The sequence below is a fragment of the Sphingobium trunci genome, from assembly GCF_022664535.1.
Classification (GTDB): domain Bacteria; phylum Pseudomonadota; class Alphaproteobacteria; order Sphingomonadales; family Sphingomonadaceae; genus Sphingobium.
Genome location: NZ_JAKUJY010000016.1, coordinates 14,876 through 27,913 on the forward strand (window position 1 = coordinate 14,876; position 13,038 = coordinate 27,913).

Genomic DNA, 13,038 nt, shown 5'->3' on the forward strand with positions numbered 1-13,038 from the left:
GCATGTCGATAGAGTGAGGCTTTCGGCCCGGCCGATCAAGCGGCCCATTCGGCCAAATTGGCCTCCTGTCCGATCAGCGCCAGCCCATGGGCGATGGAGGTCAGCTCGCCGCCGCTGGCGATCTGCTCCGCGCCGAAGCGCCGCTCGAAGATCGCCCGGATCGCCGGGATCAGCGATGTTCCCCCGGTCAGGAACACCCGGTCGATGCTTTGGGGGCCGACCCCCGCCCTGGCGAGCGCCTTGTCCACCGTCGCCTCGATCCGGGCGATGTCGGGCGCGATCCAGCCCTCGAAATCGCCTCTCGTCACGTCGGCTTCGATGGCAAGCCCGCCGCCCTCGAAACGGAAGGTCGCGCGCTCGGCCTCGGAAAGCCGCCGTTTCAAAGACCCCACGGCATCGTACAGCTTGTAGCCCAGTTCCTTCTCGATCACCGTGATCATCCGGCCGATCGCCGCCGGATCATTGGCCGCCTTCTGCAGCCGCGCCAGTTCGTCCATCGTCCGCCGGTTGCGCATCAGCGCCAGCCGGGACCAGTCGGCGAAATCGGCGAAATAGCTGCGCGGTATCTCCAGTTCCTTGCCGAAGCTCTGGTAGCTTCCGCCCTTGCCCAGCATCGGCAGCACCAGATGATCGACGATCCGATAGTCGAACCGGTCCCCGGCCAGGCCGATGCCCGCCGACCCCAGCGGCACGCAGCGCCGCGCCGCCCCCGGCGCCTCGACCCGCACGATGGAAAAGTCGCTGGTACCCCCGCCAAAGTCCGCCACCAATATCGTCGCCGCCCCGGTGAGGCGGCTGGCATAGCTGAACGCCGCGCCCAAAGGTTCGTAGACATAGTGGATTTCGGTTCCGAAGCCCGCGAACATGGCGTCATAGCGCCGCCGGGCCAGCGCCTCGTCCGGCCGCGCCCCCGCATATTCCACCGGCCGCCCGACCACGACCCGCTCCGGCCGCCGGTCCAGCCAGCCCCCCGCATGGCTCACCATCTTCCCCAGGAACATCTGCCCCAGCTCCTCGAACCGGAAGCGCTTCTCGAACACGCTCGCGCTCTCGAAGATCGGGCTGGCCGCCACCGACTTGAAGCTTTGCAGGAAACGGCTGTCCTCCGGAAATTCCAGATATTCCGCGATCGCCCAGGGGCCTGCCTCATGCGCCATGCCGCCCTTCGCCGCGCCGTCATGCCAGAAGCAGAGCGCCGATCGGAACACCGCCCCGCTCGCCTGTGCGCCGGAAAATTCCACCAGTTGCGACCCGCTGCCGTCGGCGAGCGCGGCCACGCTGTTGGTCGTGCCGAAATCCAGGCCCAGGGCGCGGGGCGCGGTTGTCATAACGGTCTCCGGGAATGAGGGGGGCGGCGCCTATGGCAGCATGATCTCGCCGCCGCAACCCTTCGCATCAGGCGAAGACCGGCGCCTTCCTCAGCAACTGATAGGCCTCGATCACGCCCTGCAGGGAGGTTTCATGGCTCCGGTCGCCGCCATTATGGTCGGGGTGATAGCGCCGCAGCAATTCGGTATAGCGCTGCCGCAGCGCCTTGCGGTCGGCATCGATCGGCAGCCCCATCACGGACAAAGCCTTGCGCTCCTCGCCGGAGACGAACTTCCCGTCCTGCCGCATTTGATTGTCGGCCCGCGCCTTCGCCATCCTTTCCCTGAACCTGGCGCCGATGGCGTCCAGCGGGTCCTGGAAGTCGGACCATTTGGGCGGCGGGCTGGCGGCGTTGGAGGAAAAGGCCCGCGTCTCCCGCTCCCATCCGGCATAGGGGCGCTGGGCGGCGGCAATCTCCTCCGGGCTCATGCCGCTGAAGAAATTATAGCCCTGGTTGAACGCGCGCACATGGTCCAGGCACAACCAGCGCCAGCGCGGGCCTTCCTGATGGTTCGCTCCCCCCTCCAGCGGCGGCGCGCGAAACTCGCCCGGCTCCTCGCAGCCGGGAACCGCGCAGGGCCGGTCGCTTTCCACACGGCCATGGAAACGGTTGAAACGCCGGGTCGAGAAAGGATCGCTGGCCAAGATTGTCCTGATGAACTTACGGGCAAAAGGCCTATATAGGCGCCATGACCGATGTTGCAAAAGGCCCGCCATCCCATCAGGGACCAATCGCCACCGAAATCGAAGCCCGGCTGCGCGCCGCCCTTTCCCCCGAACGGCTCGCCGTGACCGACGACAGCGAGATGCATCGCGGCCATGCCGGGCATGACGGATCGGGCGAAAGCCATTTCACCGTGGAGATCGTGTCGGCCCGCTTCGCCGGCCAGAACCGGGTGGCCCGCCAGCGGCTGGTCAATGCCGCGCTCGCCGACCTGCTGCGCGAAAAGGTCCACGCCCTCGCCATCAAGGCCCGCGCGCCCGGCGAATAGGGGGGAGGAGATATGCGCGACACCCCGATCATCCAGACGATCACGCCCACCAGCCACGATCTGGGCGATTTCCGCGTCCATCGCTCGCTCCCGGCGAAGGAGCGGACCATGGTCGGCCCCTTCATCTTCTTCGATCAGGCCGGTCCCGCCCGCATCGCGCCGGGGCAGGGGGTGGACGTGCGCCCGCACCCGCATATCAACCTCGCCACCGTCACCTACATGTATGAGGGCAGCTTCCTCCATCGCGATTCCCTCGGCACCGAGCAGCTGATCGAACCGGGCGCGGTCAACCTGATGACGGCGGGCAGGGGGATCGTCCATAGCGAACGCTCGCCGGACGCGGATCGGGCGAAACTGTCCAAACTCTCCGCCATCCAGACCTGGCTGGCGCTGCCGGACCGGGACGAGGAAATGGACCCCGCCTTCGAGCATGTCGGCGAAGGCGGCCTGCCGGTCATCGATGGCGGCCACGCCCGCGCGCGGGTGATCATGGGCAGCCTCTGGGGCGAGACTTCCCCGGTCACCACCTATGCCGACACCATCTACGCCGATATCCAGCTATCCCCCGGCGGCACCATCCCGATCGACCCGGACGCCGAGGAACGCGCCCTCTATGTTTCTGGCGGCGACGCCGCACTGGACGGCATGCTGCTCCAGCCCCAGACGCTCTACGTCCTGCGCCCCGGCATCCGCGCCACGCTGATGAGCGTCGACGGCGGCCGCGTCATGCTCTGCGGCGGGGAGGCTTTCCAAAGCCCGCGCCATGTCTGGTGGAATTTCGTCTCCTCCTCGACCGATCGCATCATGCAGGCGCGGGAGGATTGGGACGCCATGCGCTTCCCGCTGATCCCCGGCGACGATCAGGAATTCATCCCGATCCCTCAGGGGCGGCCGAAAACGGTCAGCTATCCCTGACCGGCCTCATGCAATGACGCGTTCCCGCCATCGCGAGCGCATGCCATGCTCGAAGATCACTGCACGAAGGTCAGCGACAGATTCTCGGCATTTTTCGGAATGTCGATCCGGCTTTCGTTGATCGATGCTTCTTCGCCCGGTTTCAGGCTGGTGCGATCGGCCTTGGTCGTCCAGCTGAACACCAGCCGGTTCTGCCGGTCGCGCAGCTGCACCAGCACCGGCGGCACCGGCAGCGTCTGCTTCCCGCTGTTGACGATCCGCGCGCCGAAGGCGAAATATTCCTCGCCGGTCGGCAGCTTGCGCCGCTCGGCGGGCTTGGAAAGGTAGAAGAGCAGGTCCGGATCGCCCTCTTCGGGCACCAGTCCCAGATTGACCGCCCAGCTCGGCGTCCCGAAATACCAGAGCGCCCCGCCCGCTGCCCCCACCGCCAGGCAGAAGAGCACAGCGGCATAGGTCAGCATTTTCAGCCGGTTGCGGCGCGGCTTGACCGGAGCCGGCGCGGCCTCCGCCCAATCCTCCTTCTCTTCCGCCGCGGCACGGCCGTAAATATCGTCGAACCGGTAATCCGCCGTCGCGGCGCCAGCGACCGGCGCGGCAATGGCGACCGGCTCTGCTTCCCGCTCGATCGGCCGCTCCACGGCAGGCGCAGCCACCTCCTCGACCGGGGGCGGCGGCGGCGCAGGCGGAGGTGAGGGCGGCGGCGGAGGGGGGGGCGGCGCGGCCACTTCCGGCGCGCCCGCCGTGGCCAGCATCTCCTCGCGCGGCGCAAGCGCGGCGCCTTCCTGGAACCAGCTATGTTTGCAGGCGGCGCAGCGAACCTGGCGGCCGTTCGGGCCGACGGCGCTGTCCGGCACGATATAGCGCGTGGCGCAGTTGGGACACACCAGGATCATGTCGCTTCATAGGCATGAGTTGGATTCGAGGGCAAGCGGCTTCAACATCCCCATGGGAAGGCGCGACTCGCGGAATCAGGCCGGGCCAGGCGAGCGGATGGGCTTTACGGCCGCCCGTCCGCTGTGCCATGGCAGGCAAGTCGGGGAAGCAGGGAGCGCCAAGGCGCCAAAAACACGCATGTCGGCCATCGTCCAGTTCGAAAATGTCGGCCTGCGCTATGGTCTGGATAGCGAGACGCTCTCCGACGTCAGCTTCTCCCTGGCCAGCGGCGGCTTCTATTTCCTGACCGGCGCATCCGGCGCGGGCAAGACCTCGCTGCTGAAGCTGCTCTACCTCGCCCAGCGGCCCAGCCGCGGCGTCATCCGCCTGTTCGGGGAGGATGTGGTGACGCTTCCCCGCAAGCGACTGCCCGGCTTCCGGCGCCGCATCGGCGTGGTGTTCCAGGATTTCCGCCTCGTTCCCCACCTGTCGGTCTACGACAATATCGCCCTGCCGCTGCGGGTCGCGGGCATGGAGGAGGCGGAAATCGACGCCCCGGTCAGCGAAATGCTGAACTGGGTCGGGCTGGGCGACCGGGGGCAGGCGCGCCCGGCGACCCTGTCCGGCGGGGAACAGCAGCGCGTCGCCATCGCCCGCGCCGTGATCGGCCGCCCGGAAATCCTGGTGGCGGACGAGCCGACCGGCAACGTCGACGCCGACATGGCCCGCCGCCTCCTCACCCTGTTCGAAGCGCTCAACCGCCTGGGCACCACCATCGTCGTCGCCACCCACGATCTGCCGCTGATCGCGCAGGTGGGAAGCGCGCAGATGATGAAGCTCGACAAGGGCCGCCTGTCCGACCCCACCGGATCGCTGCGCTATCCGCCCAGACCGCCGGGGGCCGGCTGATGTCCCCCTTCGACCGCGCCGCAGACCGCCGCGCCGCCGCCGCCGCGCGCCACCGCCTGCTGCCGGAGGGCAGGGTGGCCGGGCCGATGCCGTGGATCATCGCGATCATGATGTTCCTGACCGTGCTGTCCGCCGCGGCCGGGCTGGGCCTGGGCGCGGCGGTGCAGGCGATGGGCGCTGACCTCGCCGGTCGCGCCACGGTGCAGATCGTGGAGGCCAATGCCGATCAGCGCGACCGTCTGAGCGCCAGCGTCGCGCAGGCCCTGCGCACCACCGCCTATGTCCGCGCCGTGCATCCGGTGGCGCCCGCGGCGCTGGCCGACCAGATCCGCCCCTGGCTGGGGCAGGATGCGGTCAGCGGCGACCTGCCGATCCCGGCGCTGATCGATATCGAACTCACCCCCGGCGAAACCGGCGCGAAGGTCGACCGCCTGCGCCACCAGCTCCGCGCCGTCTCGCCCAAGGTCCGCATCGAACCCCATGCCGCCTTCCTGGCGCCCTTGGCCGGTTTGCTCTCGACCCTCGGCTGGCTGGCGGCCGGCATCGTGCTCTTGATGTCGCTGGCGACGGGGGCGGTGGTGGTGCTGGCCGCCCGCGCCGCGCATGACAGCCATCGCGGCACCATCGACGTGCTGCACCTGATGGGCGCGACCGATGTGCAGATCGCCCGGCTGTTCCAGCGCCGCATCGGCCTCGACGCGCTGTTCGGCGGCGCACTGGGCTTCACCGTCGCGCTGCTGGTGATCGTGCTGCTGGGCGCAAGGCTGCTGGCGACCGGCTCCGAACTGCTCACCGCCATCCACCTTCCCTGGACGGACTGGGCGATCCTCGCCGCGCTGCCGGTCGGCTGCGTCCTGCTGGCGACACTGGCCGCGCGCTGGACGGTGCTGCGATCGCTGGGGCGGCTCCTGTGATCGTCCGCTTCATCGCCGTCACCCTGCTGGGCTGGATGCTGGGCTTCGCCTGGTTCGCGATCTTCCTGCCGCAGCCGCTGGATGGTCGCCAGACCGACGCCATCGTCGTGCTGACCGGCGGGGCGGGGCGGATCGACCGGGGCCTGTCGCTGCTGCGCGAGGGCGCGGCCAAGCGGATGCTGATCTCCGGCGTCGACCGCTCGGTCCGCCCGGCGGAACTGGCCGCGCAATATAAGACGCCCGAACGGCTCTTCACCTGCTGCATCACCCTGGGCCGCGAAGCCATCGACACCCGCTCCAACGCCATCGAAACGGCGCACTGGCTGGAACGGCGCGACTTCAGGACCGTGCGGCTGATCACCACCGACTGGCACATGCGCCGCTCCGCGCTGGAACTGCGTCAGGCCTTGCCGGAACGGGTCACGCTGGTCTACGACGCCGTGCCTAGCCGCCCCAGCCTCCGCATATTGGTGCGCGAATATAATAAATATCTGCTGCGACGGGCGGCGGCACTGATCGGTATCTGACGGTTTCCATGCTGACGGCCCTGCGCTCCCTCGCCTTCCTTCTGGTCTTCTACGCCGGGTCCGCCTGCTTCGTGATCGCCGCGTTGCTGGGCGGCCTGTTCGCGCCCGCTTCCATCCCCTGGGTCGCGACCCGGTGGAGCCGCTTTCACCGGGCGGCAGCCCGCTGGCTGCTGGGGCAGAAGGTACGGGTACTGGGGGAACTGCCCCATGGTCCCTATCTCTACATCCTCAAGCATGAATCGATGTTCGAGACGATCGACCTGCTCTGCCTGTTCGACCGTCCCGCCATCGTCGCCAAGCGTGAACTGTTCGATATTCCGCTCTGGGGCGGTATCGCCCGCCGCTATGGCCTGATCCCGGTCGAACGCACGGCGGGCGCCGCCGCCATGCGTGCGCTGCGCACCGCCGCCAGGGCCGCTACGGCGCAGGGGCGCGCCATCTGCCTTTTTCCGGAGGGCACCCGCGTCCCCCATGGCGAATCGCCGCCGCTGCGCGCGGGCTTTGCGGGCCTTTATTCCCTGCTGGGCCTGCCGGTGGTGCCGATCGCGGTGGACAGCGGCCGGGTGTCCCCGCGCGGGCGCTTCCTGAAACGCGCGGGCACCATCACCTACCGGGTGGGGGATGTCATTCCGACCGGCCTCGACCGCCGCGAAGCCGAAGCCCGCGTCCACGCCGCCATCAACGCGCTGAACCGGTCAGTGTGACCGCCCGAAATCGGGCTTGGGATCGTCCTGCCCCTGCTCGATGATCGACCGGCGGATCGCCCGGGTCCGGGTGAACAGGTTGAACAGCGTCTCGCCGTCATTCCAGCGGATCGCCCGCTGAAGCGCCGACAGATCCTCGGAAAAGCGCTGGAGCATTTCCAGCACCGCATCCTTGTTGGCCAGGAACACGTCGCGCCACATGGTCGGGTCGGACGCCGCGATGCGGGTGAAGTCGCGGAAGCCGCCGGCGGAATATTTGATGACCTCCGACTGGGTCACATCCTCCAGATCGCTGGCCGTGCCGACGATGGTATAGGCGATCAGATGCGGCAGATGGCTCGTCACCGCCAGCACCAGGTCATGATGCGCCGGGTCCATCGTCTCGACATCGGCGCCCACGCGCCGCCACAGCTCGGCCACGCGCTCGACCGCTATCGGATCGGCGTCGGCGGGCGGCGTCACGATGCACCAGCGCCCCTGGAACAGCGAGGCAAAGCCGGCCTCCGGCCCGCTATTCTCGGTCCCCGCGACGGGATGCGCCGGAATGATCGCCCGTCCCGGCAGCGCGGCATTCAACTGCGCCAGCACATCGGCCTTGCACGAGCCCACGTCGCTGATGATGGCTTCGGCCGGCAGATCGTCGGCAATCTCCGCCGCCGCCGCGCCCATGGCCCTGACCGGCACGCACAGCACGACCAGCTCGGCGTCGGTCACGCTCGCGCCCGCCGTATCCGTCACATCGTCGGCCAGGTCGATGGCCCGCGCGATCTCCCGCACCCGTGCGTCGGCGTCATAGCCCGTCACCCGCACGGTCGGCATCGTCTCGCGGATCGCCCGCGCCAGCGAGGAACCGATCAGGCCGAGGCCAATGATGGTGACGCGGGCGAAGGGCAGCATCAGGCCGCTTCCGCCATGGCGCGCAGCTTGGCCGCGACCTTGCGCACCTGATCCTCGGTGCCGATGGTGATGCGCAGGCCATTGGGCAGGCCCTGGCCCGGCAGCCAGCGGGTCGCGAAGCCCTCGTCCCACAGCCCCTTCATCGCTGCCTCGGCGGTCAGCCGGCCGTCGAACAGGATCAGCAGGAAATTCGCCTTGCTCGGCACGGCGCGCAGCCCATGGTTGGACAGCGAGGCCACCTCCCCCGCCAGCCATTCGCGCCACTGGCGGTTATGCGCCCGGCTCGCCTCGACCCAGCCACTGTCCTTCACCGCCGCGATCGCCGCGGCCTGCCCGGCCGTGGTCACGTTGAACGGCGCGCGGATGCGATGCAGCACGTCGATCACCCCGGCACTGGCATAGCCCCAGCCGATCCGCTCCGCCGCAAGCCCGTAAATCTTGGAAAAGGTCCGCGTGACGAAGACATTGGCGGCGGTCTTCGCCAGTTCCAGCCCGCCATCATCCTCGTCCGCGTCCAGATATTCGGCATAGGCCTGATCCAGCACGAACAGGATGTCGGGCCGCAACCCGGCATGCAGCCGCGCAATCTCCGCCCGCGCCGTCATGGTGCCGGTCGGGTTGTTCGGATTGGCGAGGAAGACCACCTTGGTCTTCTCGGTCACCGCGGCGAGCAACGCGTCCACATCGGTCGCATAATCGGCGTCCGGCGCTATGACCGGCGTTGCGCCCACCCGCCGGGCGGCGATGTCATAGACCGAAAAGCCGTAGCGGACGTAGAGCACCTCGTCCCCCGGCCCGGCATAGGCGCTCGCCGCGATATGCAGCAGCTCGTCCGACCCGGTGCCATAGATCACCCGCGCCGGGTCCAGCCCATGCACCGCCGCGATCGCCTCGCGCATCTTCGCGGCGCCGGGATCGGGGTAGGTGGCAAGGTCCGCCGTCGCCGCCACCAGAGCGGCCCGCGCGGCCTCCCCGGTGCCCAGCGGATTTTCATTGGCCGACAGCTTCACCAGCGGCCGGCCGTCGTCGGCGGCCGACTTGCCGGGCACATAGGGCGAAATACCGAGAATCCAGTCTTTGGGAGCAGGTTTGGTCATGCGCCGCGCTTTAGCGTCATCGACGCGAAACGCAAAGCGCCATGCCCTCAGCGTTCCTTGGTCGCGCTGAACTTGACCTTGGGGTGCCGTTCCTGCTGATAGCCGATGTCCCAGGCGCTCTTCGCCATGAAGACCAGGTTGCCGTCGCGATCCTTGGCCATGTTCGCGCCGTTGAACGACGCCAGTTCCCTGACCGCCGCCTCATCCCCGGATACCCACCGCGCCGTGTCGAAGGGCGACTGTTCCAGCCCGGCGGCGACTTTATACTCCGCCTCCAGCCGCGAGATCAGCACTTCGAGCTGCAACTGCCCGACCACGCCGACGATCCAGTTCGACCCGATCTCGGGATAGAAGACCTGAATCACGCCCTCTTCGCTGAGGTCGTCCAGCGCCTTGCGCAACTGCTTGGTCTTGGTCGGGTCCTTCAGCGCCACGCGGCGCAGGATTTCCGGCGCGAAATTGGGCAGTCCGGTAAAGCGCAGCCCCGGCTTTTCCGACAGCGTGTCGCCCACGCGCAGCGCGCCATGATTGGGGATGCCGATAATGTCGCCGGGGAAGGCCTCGTCCGCCAGTTCGCGGTCCTGCGCGAAGAACAGGATCGGCGAATGCACGGCCAGCGCCTTGCCGCTGCCCGATGGCGTCAGCTTCATGCCGCGCCGGAACTTGCCCGACACCAGCCGCATGAAGGCGATGCGGTCGCGGTGCATCGGGTCCATATTGGCCTGCACCTTGAAGATGAAGCCGGTGACTTCGCTCTGCTCCGGCTCGATCGGCGCCGGTTCGGCGGGCTGGGCGCGGGGCGGCGGCGCATGGGCGGCCAGCGCGTCGATCAGCTCGGTGACGCCGAACAGCTTCAATGCCGACCCGAAATAGACCGGGGTCAGGTCGCCATGCCGATAGCGTCCCAGGTCGAACTCGCTATAGCCGCCCTGCGCCAGCTCCGCCTCCTCGCGCAGCTTCTCCAGCGCGCGGGGCGACAGATGATCGGCCAGCTTCGGGTCATCGATGCCGCTGAACCGGTGCCGCGTGCCATCGAATTCCTTGCTCGGCCCGACCGGCTGCATCAGCTGGTTGGTGGCGAAATCGTAGATGCCCTCGAAATCGGCGCCCATGCCGACCGGCCAGCTCATCGGGCAGACGTCGAGCTGCAACTGGTCGGCCACCTCGTCCAGCAGGCCGAACGTCTCGCGCCCCTCCCGGTCCACCTTGTTGACGAAGGTGATGATCGGCACGTTGCGCAGGCGGCACACCTCGAACAGCTTGCGGGTCTGCGGCTCGATGCCCTTGGCCGCGTCGATCACCATGACGGCGGAATCGACGGCGGTCAGCGTGCGATAGGTGTCCTCGCTGAAATCCTCGTGGCCCGGCGTGTCGAGCAGGTTGAAGGTGATGGTCTCGCCATCGCGCGTCCGCTCGAAGGTCATGACCGAGGACGTCACGGAAATGCCGCGCTGCTGCTCGATCTTCATCCAGTCCGATCGCGCGCGCCGGTTCGCCCCGCGCGCCTTGACCTCGCCCGCCAGATGAATCGCCCCGCCTTCCAGCAACAGCTTTTCGGTCAGCGTGGTCTTGCCCGCGTCGGGGTGGGAAATGATGGCAAAGGTGCGGCGTGACGGAATGCTCATGGGCGGCCCATATAGCGATTCGCCGGGAATTCGCCAGCCGGGCCTCAGCCCGTGAGGCTGACGTCCATCCGGAACGCCCGTTCCTCGCCCGGCGCGAGCCGCAATATGCCCTGCTTCGCCCACACATCGCCTTCGAAACCGACCGGATCGGCCATCCCCGCCCAGGGCTCGACGCACAGATAATGCGCCCCCGGCTTCTGCCACAGCCCGAGCCAGGGCGTGTCGGGAAAGTCGATCTTCAACCCCGTCCGCCCCGGCACGCCCCAGAACAGGCTGCGGCTCTCCAGCCGGTCCCAGATCAGCGCGTCGCCCTCGAACATCGCATGGATGGGGGCCAGCACCGCGCCCTCGACGGGCGATTGCACGCTCTCCAGCGCGATCAGCCCCGGCTCATGCCCGACCTTGCGGATGGGCGCCGGCTCGTCCTTCTCGAAGATCACCCGATGCTCCTCCACGGCACCGCCATAGGGCAGCGGCCAGGCGAAGGCCGGATGATAGCCGAAGGAACAGGGCATATCCTCCCCGCCCCGGTTGGACACCAGCGCCGTCATCCGCAGCGTCCGCCCTTCCACCGCGAAACGCATGTCCAGCCGGAAATCGAAGGGATAGACCGCCCGCGTCTCCTCATCCGCCTCCAGCCGGAAGGTCACGGCGTCGCCGCTCTGCTCGACGGCCTCGAAGACCCTGCGCCGCGCAAAGCCATGCTGCGGCATCGGATAGTCCCGCCCGTCGAGCCGATAGGCATCCCCCCGCGACCGCCCGACGAAGGGAAAGAGCAGGGGTGCGTGGCCCGTCCACCAGCGCGGATCGGCATCGGTCATCAACTCGCGTCCCTCGGCGTCGGTCAGCGACCACAGCTCCGCGCCCAGCGGGTTGATGCTGGCGCTCATGCTGCCGCCCGAACCGATGGTGATGAACTCGTCCGCCATGCGCTGAAATCTCCTTCACCTCTTCGCATAGCGGCGAAGCGGGCCGGGAACCATGCCCCGGCTCGAAGTGTTGGGAAAGCAGGGAGAAAAAAGGCATGAAATGGCTTGGGCCGGCGATATTGCTGCTCTGTTCCACGACCGCCCTGGCGCAGGAACAGGAAAAGAAGGACGACACGCTGGAAAAGGCGGGGAATATCGCCACCCAACCGGCCCGCGACGTCGGCATCGACAAGGACAAGATTCCGCCGGTCCTGCAACAGGCGGTGGAAGATCCCTATAAGCGCCCGCCCTCGCGCACCTGCAAGGCGCTCCAGGCCTCGCTCGACGAACTGAATGCCGTTCTCGGCCCCGACTTCACCGTCGGTCAGAAGGCGAATGAGAACCGCACCGGCAAGATCGCCGAAGCAGTCGGCAAGACCATCGTCAATTCGCTGATTCCCTTTCGGGGACTGGTGCGCGAGATCAGCGGCGCCGCTCCCGCCGAACGCCGCCTGCAAGCGGCTGTGACCGCCGGGATCGCCCGTCGCGGCTATCTGCGCGGCATCGCGGCGGACAAGGGCTGCAAGATCACGAGTCCGCCTCCGACCGCGCAGGAAAGGAAGGAGGACGAGCCGCAAAAATAACCAGCCACAGCGCAAAGACGGCCTCGGCCAGCAGCGAGACGATATCCGCCTGGATCACCACCGCTCCGGCCATATCCGGCACGATCAGCGCGACCGTTCGCGCGATCATCTGGATCAGCCCGCCCAGCGCCAGGCCGATCCCCACCGCCCGCGGCATCCGCCCCGACCGGAAGGCCAGCAAGCCGATCAACAGCAGGTACAGACCCAGAAAGACGCGAGCTACGCCCTGGACCTGGTCGCGCAGCACCAGCGCCAACTCGACCAGCGAATGGCTCTCCGCCATGCTGATGCCCGCATGCGGCGCGCCGTCCAGCAGCACCAGCGGCGCCATCGCCAGCACCCCGCTTGCCGCCAAGGTTGCGATTCCCGTGATGGAGATCAGCGCGGCCACGCGCGCCAGATGCCGCCCCACCGGCGCGAACAGCGCATAGAGCAGCGCCGTCGCCACCAGCATGGCGCAGATCATCGCCAGATCGGCCGCTTCCCCGGCCCGATAGACCCAGGGAAAGTCGCCGATATTGCGCGCCGTCTCCCGCCCGGAACCGGGCACGACCAAGGCCGCGCGGACCACGGCGTCGCCCACGGCCCGCGCCGCCATCCCGCCGAGGATGAAGAGGCCGGCGAGCCGCGCTTTCCCTTCCATCCCGGCGAACAGCCTCATGCCC

At 68.1% G+C, this 13,038-nt stretch carries 15 protein-coding genes; 7 read left to right on the forward strand and 8 right to left on the reverse strand.

Annotated features, from left to right (window positions below; translation table 11 throughout):
* Positions 1-35: 35 nt before the first annotated feature.
* Positions 36-1,328 carry an Hsp70 family protein gene (locus MJ601_RS14225; RefSeq protein WP_242127528.1) on the reverse strand — a complete coding sequence of 431 codons (1,293 nt, stop codon included), beginning with the start codon at positions 1,326-1,328 and terminating at the stop codon, positions 36-38.
* A gap of 67 nt (positions 1,329-1,395) precedes the next feature.
* Positions 1,396-2,013, reverse strand: a complete 618-nt coding sequence (locus tag MJ601_RS14230; protein WP_242127530.1) for a J domain-containing protein — start codon at positions 2,011-2,013, stop codon at positions 1,396-1,398.
* A 44-nt stretch (positions 2,014-2,057) separates the two neighbouring features.
* On the opposite strand from MJ601_RS14230, the gene MJ601_RS14235 reads away from it, so the two are divergent.
* Positions 2,058-2,360, forward strand: a complete 303-nt coding sequence (locus MJ601_RS14235; protein ID WP_242127532.1) for a BolA family protein — start codon at positions 2,058-2,060, stop codon at positions 2,358-2,360.
* 12 nt (positions 2,361-2,372) lie between these two features.
* On the forward strand, positions 2,373-3,275 hold the full coding sequence (locus MJ601_RS14240; RefSeq protein WP_242127534.1) for a pirin family protein: 903 nt from the start codon (positions 2,373-2,375) through the stop codon (positions 3,273-3,275).
* Positions 3,276-3,331: 56 nt separating this feature from the next.
* Here the strand turns inward: MJ601_RS14240 and MJ601_RS14245 are convergent, their stop codons facing one another.
* Complete coding sequence (locus MJ601_RS14245; RefSeq protein WP_242127536.1) at positions 3,332-4,168, reverse strand: MJ0042-type zinc finger domain-containing protein; 837 nt, start codon at positions 4,166-4,168, stop codon at positions 3,332-3,334.
* A gap of 178 nt (positions 4,169-4,346) precedes the next feature.
* On the opposite strand from MJ601_RS14245, the gene ftsE reads away from it, so the two are divergent.
* Genes ftsE through MJ601_RS14265 form a run of 4 tightly spaced genes read left to right on the forward strand, consistent with a single transcriptional unit; the run spans position 4,347 to position 7,202 of the window.
* Complete coding sequence (gene ftsE / locus MJ601_RS14250) at positions 4,347-5,057, forward strand: cell division ATP-binding protein FtsE (protein WP_242127538.1); 711 nt, start codon at positions 4,347-4,349, stop codon at positions 5,055-5,057.
* Positions 5,057-5,971 carry a cell division protein FtsX gene (locus MJ601_RS14255; RefSeq protein ID WP_242127540.1) on the forward strand — a complete coding sequence of 305 codons (915 nt, stop codon included), beginning with the start codon at positions 5,057-5,059 and terminating at the stop codon, positions 5,969-5,971. Before ftsE ends, MJ601_RS14255 begins: the two co-directional genes overlap by 1 nt.
* Complete coding sequence (locus tag MJ601_RS14260) at positions 5,968-6,498, forward strand: YdcF family protein (protein WP_242127541.1); 531 nt, start codon at positions 5,968-5,970, stop codon at positions 6,496-6,498. The genes MJ601_RS14255 and MJ601_RS14260 overlap by 4 nt, the downstream gene beginning before the upstream one ends.
* Positions 6,499-6,506: 8 nt before the next feature.
* Positions 6,507-7,202 carry a lysophospholipid acyltransferase family protein gene (locus tag MJ601_RS14265; protein WP_242127543.1) on the forward strand — a complete coding sequence of 232 codons (696 nt, stop codon included), beginning with the start codon at positions 6,507-6,509 and terminating at the stop codon, positions 7,200-7,202.
* Here the strand turns inward: MJ601_RS14265 and MJ601_RS14270 are convergent.
* From MJ601_RS14270 to MJ601_RS14285, 4 genes are read right to left on the reverse strand one after another with little or no spacing between them, the layout of a single operon-like run.
* On the reverse strand, positions 7,194-8,099 hold the full coding sequence (locus MJ601_RS14270; RefSeq protein ID WP_242127545.1) for a prephenate/arogenate dehydrogenase family protein: 906 nt from the start codon (positions 8,097-8,099) through the stop codon (positions 7,194-7,196). The genes MJ601_RS14265 and MJ601_RS14270 overlap by 9 nt on opposite strands.
* On the reverse strand, positions 8,099-9,196 hold the full coding sequence (hisC, locus tag MJ601_RS14275; RefSeq protein WP_242127548.1) for a histidinol-phosphate transaminase: 1,098 nt from the start codon (positions 9,194-9,196) through the stop codon (positions 8,099-8,101). Before hisC ends, MJ601_RS14270 begins: the two co-directional genes overlap by 1 nt.
* 47 nt (positions 9,197-9,243) lie before the next feature.
* Positions 9,244-10,821 carry a peptide chain release factor 3 gene (locus MJ601_RS14280; RefSeq protein ID WP_242127550.1) on the reverse strand — a complete coding sequence of 526 codons (1,578 nt, stop codon included), beginning with the start codon at positions 10,819-10,821 and terminating at the stop codon, positions 9,244-9,246.
* Positions 10,822-10,865: 44 nt separating this feature from the next.
* Entirely contained in the window at positions 10,866-11,750 is an 885-nt protein-coding gene (locus MJ601_RS14285) for an aldose 1-epimerase family protein (protein WP_242127552.1), read from the reverse strand.
* Positions 11,751-11,845: 95 nt separating this feature from the next.
* Between MJ601_RS14285 and MJ601_RS14290 the strand changes: the two genes are divergently transcribed.
* Entirely contained in the window at positions 11,846-12,373 is a 528-nt protein-coding gene (locus MJ601_RS14290; protein ID WP_242127554.1) for a hypothetical protein, read from the forward strand.
* Here MJ601_RS14290 and MJ601_RS14295 read toward each other — a convergent pair.
* Positions 12,318-13,034 carry a DUF4386 domain-containing protein gene (locus MJ601_RS14295; protein WP_242127556.1) on the reverse strand — a complete coding sequence of 239 codons (717 nt, stop codon included), beginning with the start codon at positions 13,032-13,034 and terminating at the stop codon, positions 12,318-12,320. The genes MJ601_RS14290 and MJ601_RS14295 overlap by 56 nt on opposite strands.
* Between the last annotated feature and the right edge of the window lie 4 nt (positions 13,035-13,038).

Excerpts from the sequence above, each read along its gene's own strand:
- MJ601_RS14225 (WP_242127528.1), bottom strand. The coding sequence starts at position 1,328 with ATGACAACCGCGCCCCGCGCCCTGGGCCTGGATTTCGGCACGACCAAC.
- MJ601_RS14235 (WP_242127532.1), top strand. The coding sequence starts at position 2,058 with ATGACCGATGTTGCAAAAGGCCCGCCATCCCATCAGGGACCAATCGCC.
- MJ601_RS14240 (WP_242127534.1), top strand. The coding sequence starts at position 2,373 with ATGCGCGACACCCCGATCATCCAGACGATCACGCCCACCAGCCACGAT.
- MJ601_RS14245 (WP_242127536.1), bottom strand. The coding sequence starts at position 4,168 with ATGATCCTGGTGTGTCCCAACTGCGCCACGCGCTATATCGTGCCGGAC.
- ftsE (WP_242127538.1), top strand. The coding sequence starts at position 4,347 with ATGTCGGCCATCGTCCAGTTCGAAAATGTCGGCCTGCGCTATGGTCTG.
- MJ601_RS14255 (WP_242127540.1), top strand. The coding sequence starts at position 5,057 with ATGTCCCCCTTCGACCGCGCCGCAGACCGCCGCGCCGCCGCCGCCGCG.
- MJ601_RS14265 (WP_242127543.1), top strand. The coding sequence starts at position 6,507 with ATGCTGACGGCCCTGCGCTCCCTCGCCTTCCTTCTGGTCTTCTACGCC.
- MJ601_RS14270 (WP_242127545.1), bottom strand. The coding sequence starts at position 8,099 with ATGCTGCCCTTCGCCCGCGTCACCATCATTGGCCTCGGCCTGATCGGT.
- hisC (WP_242127548.1), bottom strand. The coding sequence starts at position 9,196 with ATGACCAAACCTGCTCCCAAAGACTGGATTCTCGGTATTTCGCCCTAT.
- MJ601_RS14280 (WP_242127550.1), bottom strand. The coding sequence starts at position 10,821 with ATGAGCATTCCGTCACGCCGCACCTTTGCCATCATTTCCCACCCCGAC.
- MJ601_RS14285 (WP_242127552.1), bottom strand. The coding sequence starts at position 11,750 with ATGGCGGACGAGTTCATCACCATCGGTTCGGGCGGCAGCATGAGCGCC.
- MJ601_RS14290 (WP_242127554.1), top strand. The coding sequence starts at position 11,846 with ATGAAATGGCTTGGGCCGGCGATATTGCTGCTCTGTTCCACGACCGCC.
- MJ601_RS14295 (WP_242127556.1), bottom strand. The coding sequence starts at position 13,034 with ATGAGGCTGTTCGCCGGGATGGAAGGGAAAGCGCGGCTCGCCGGCCTC.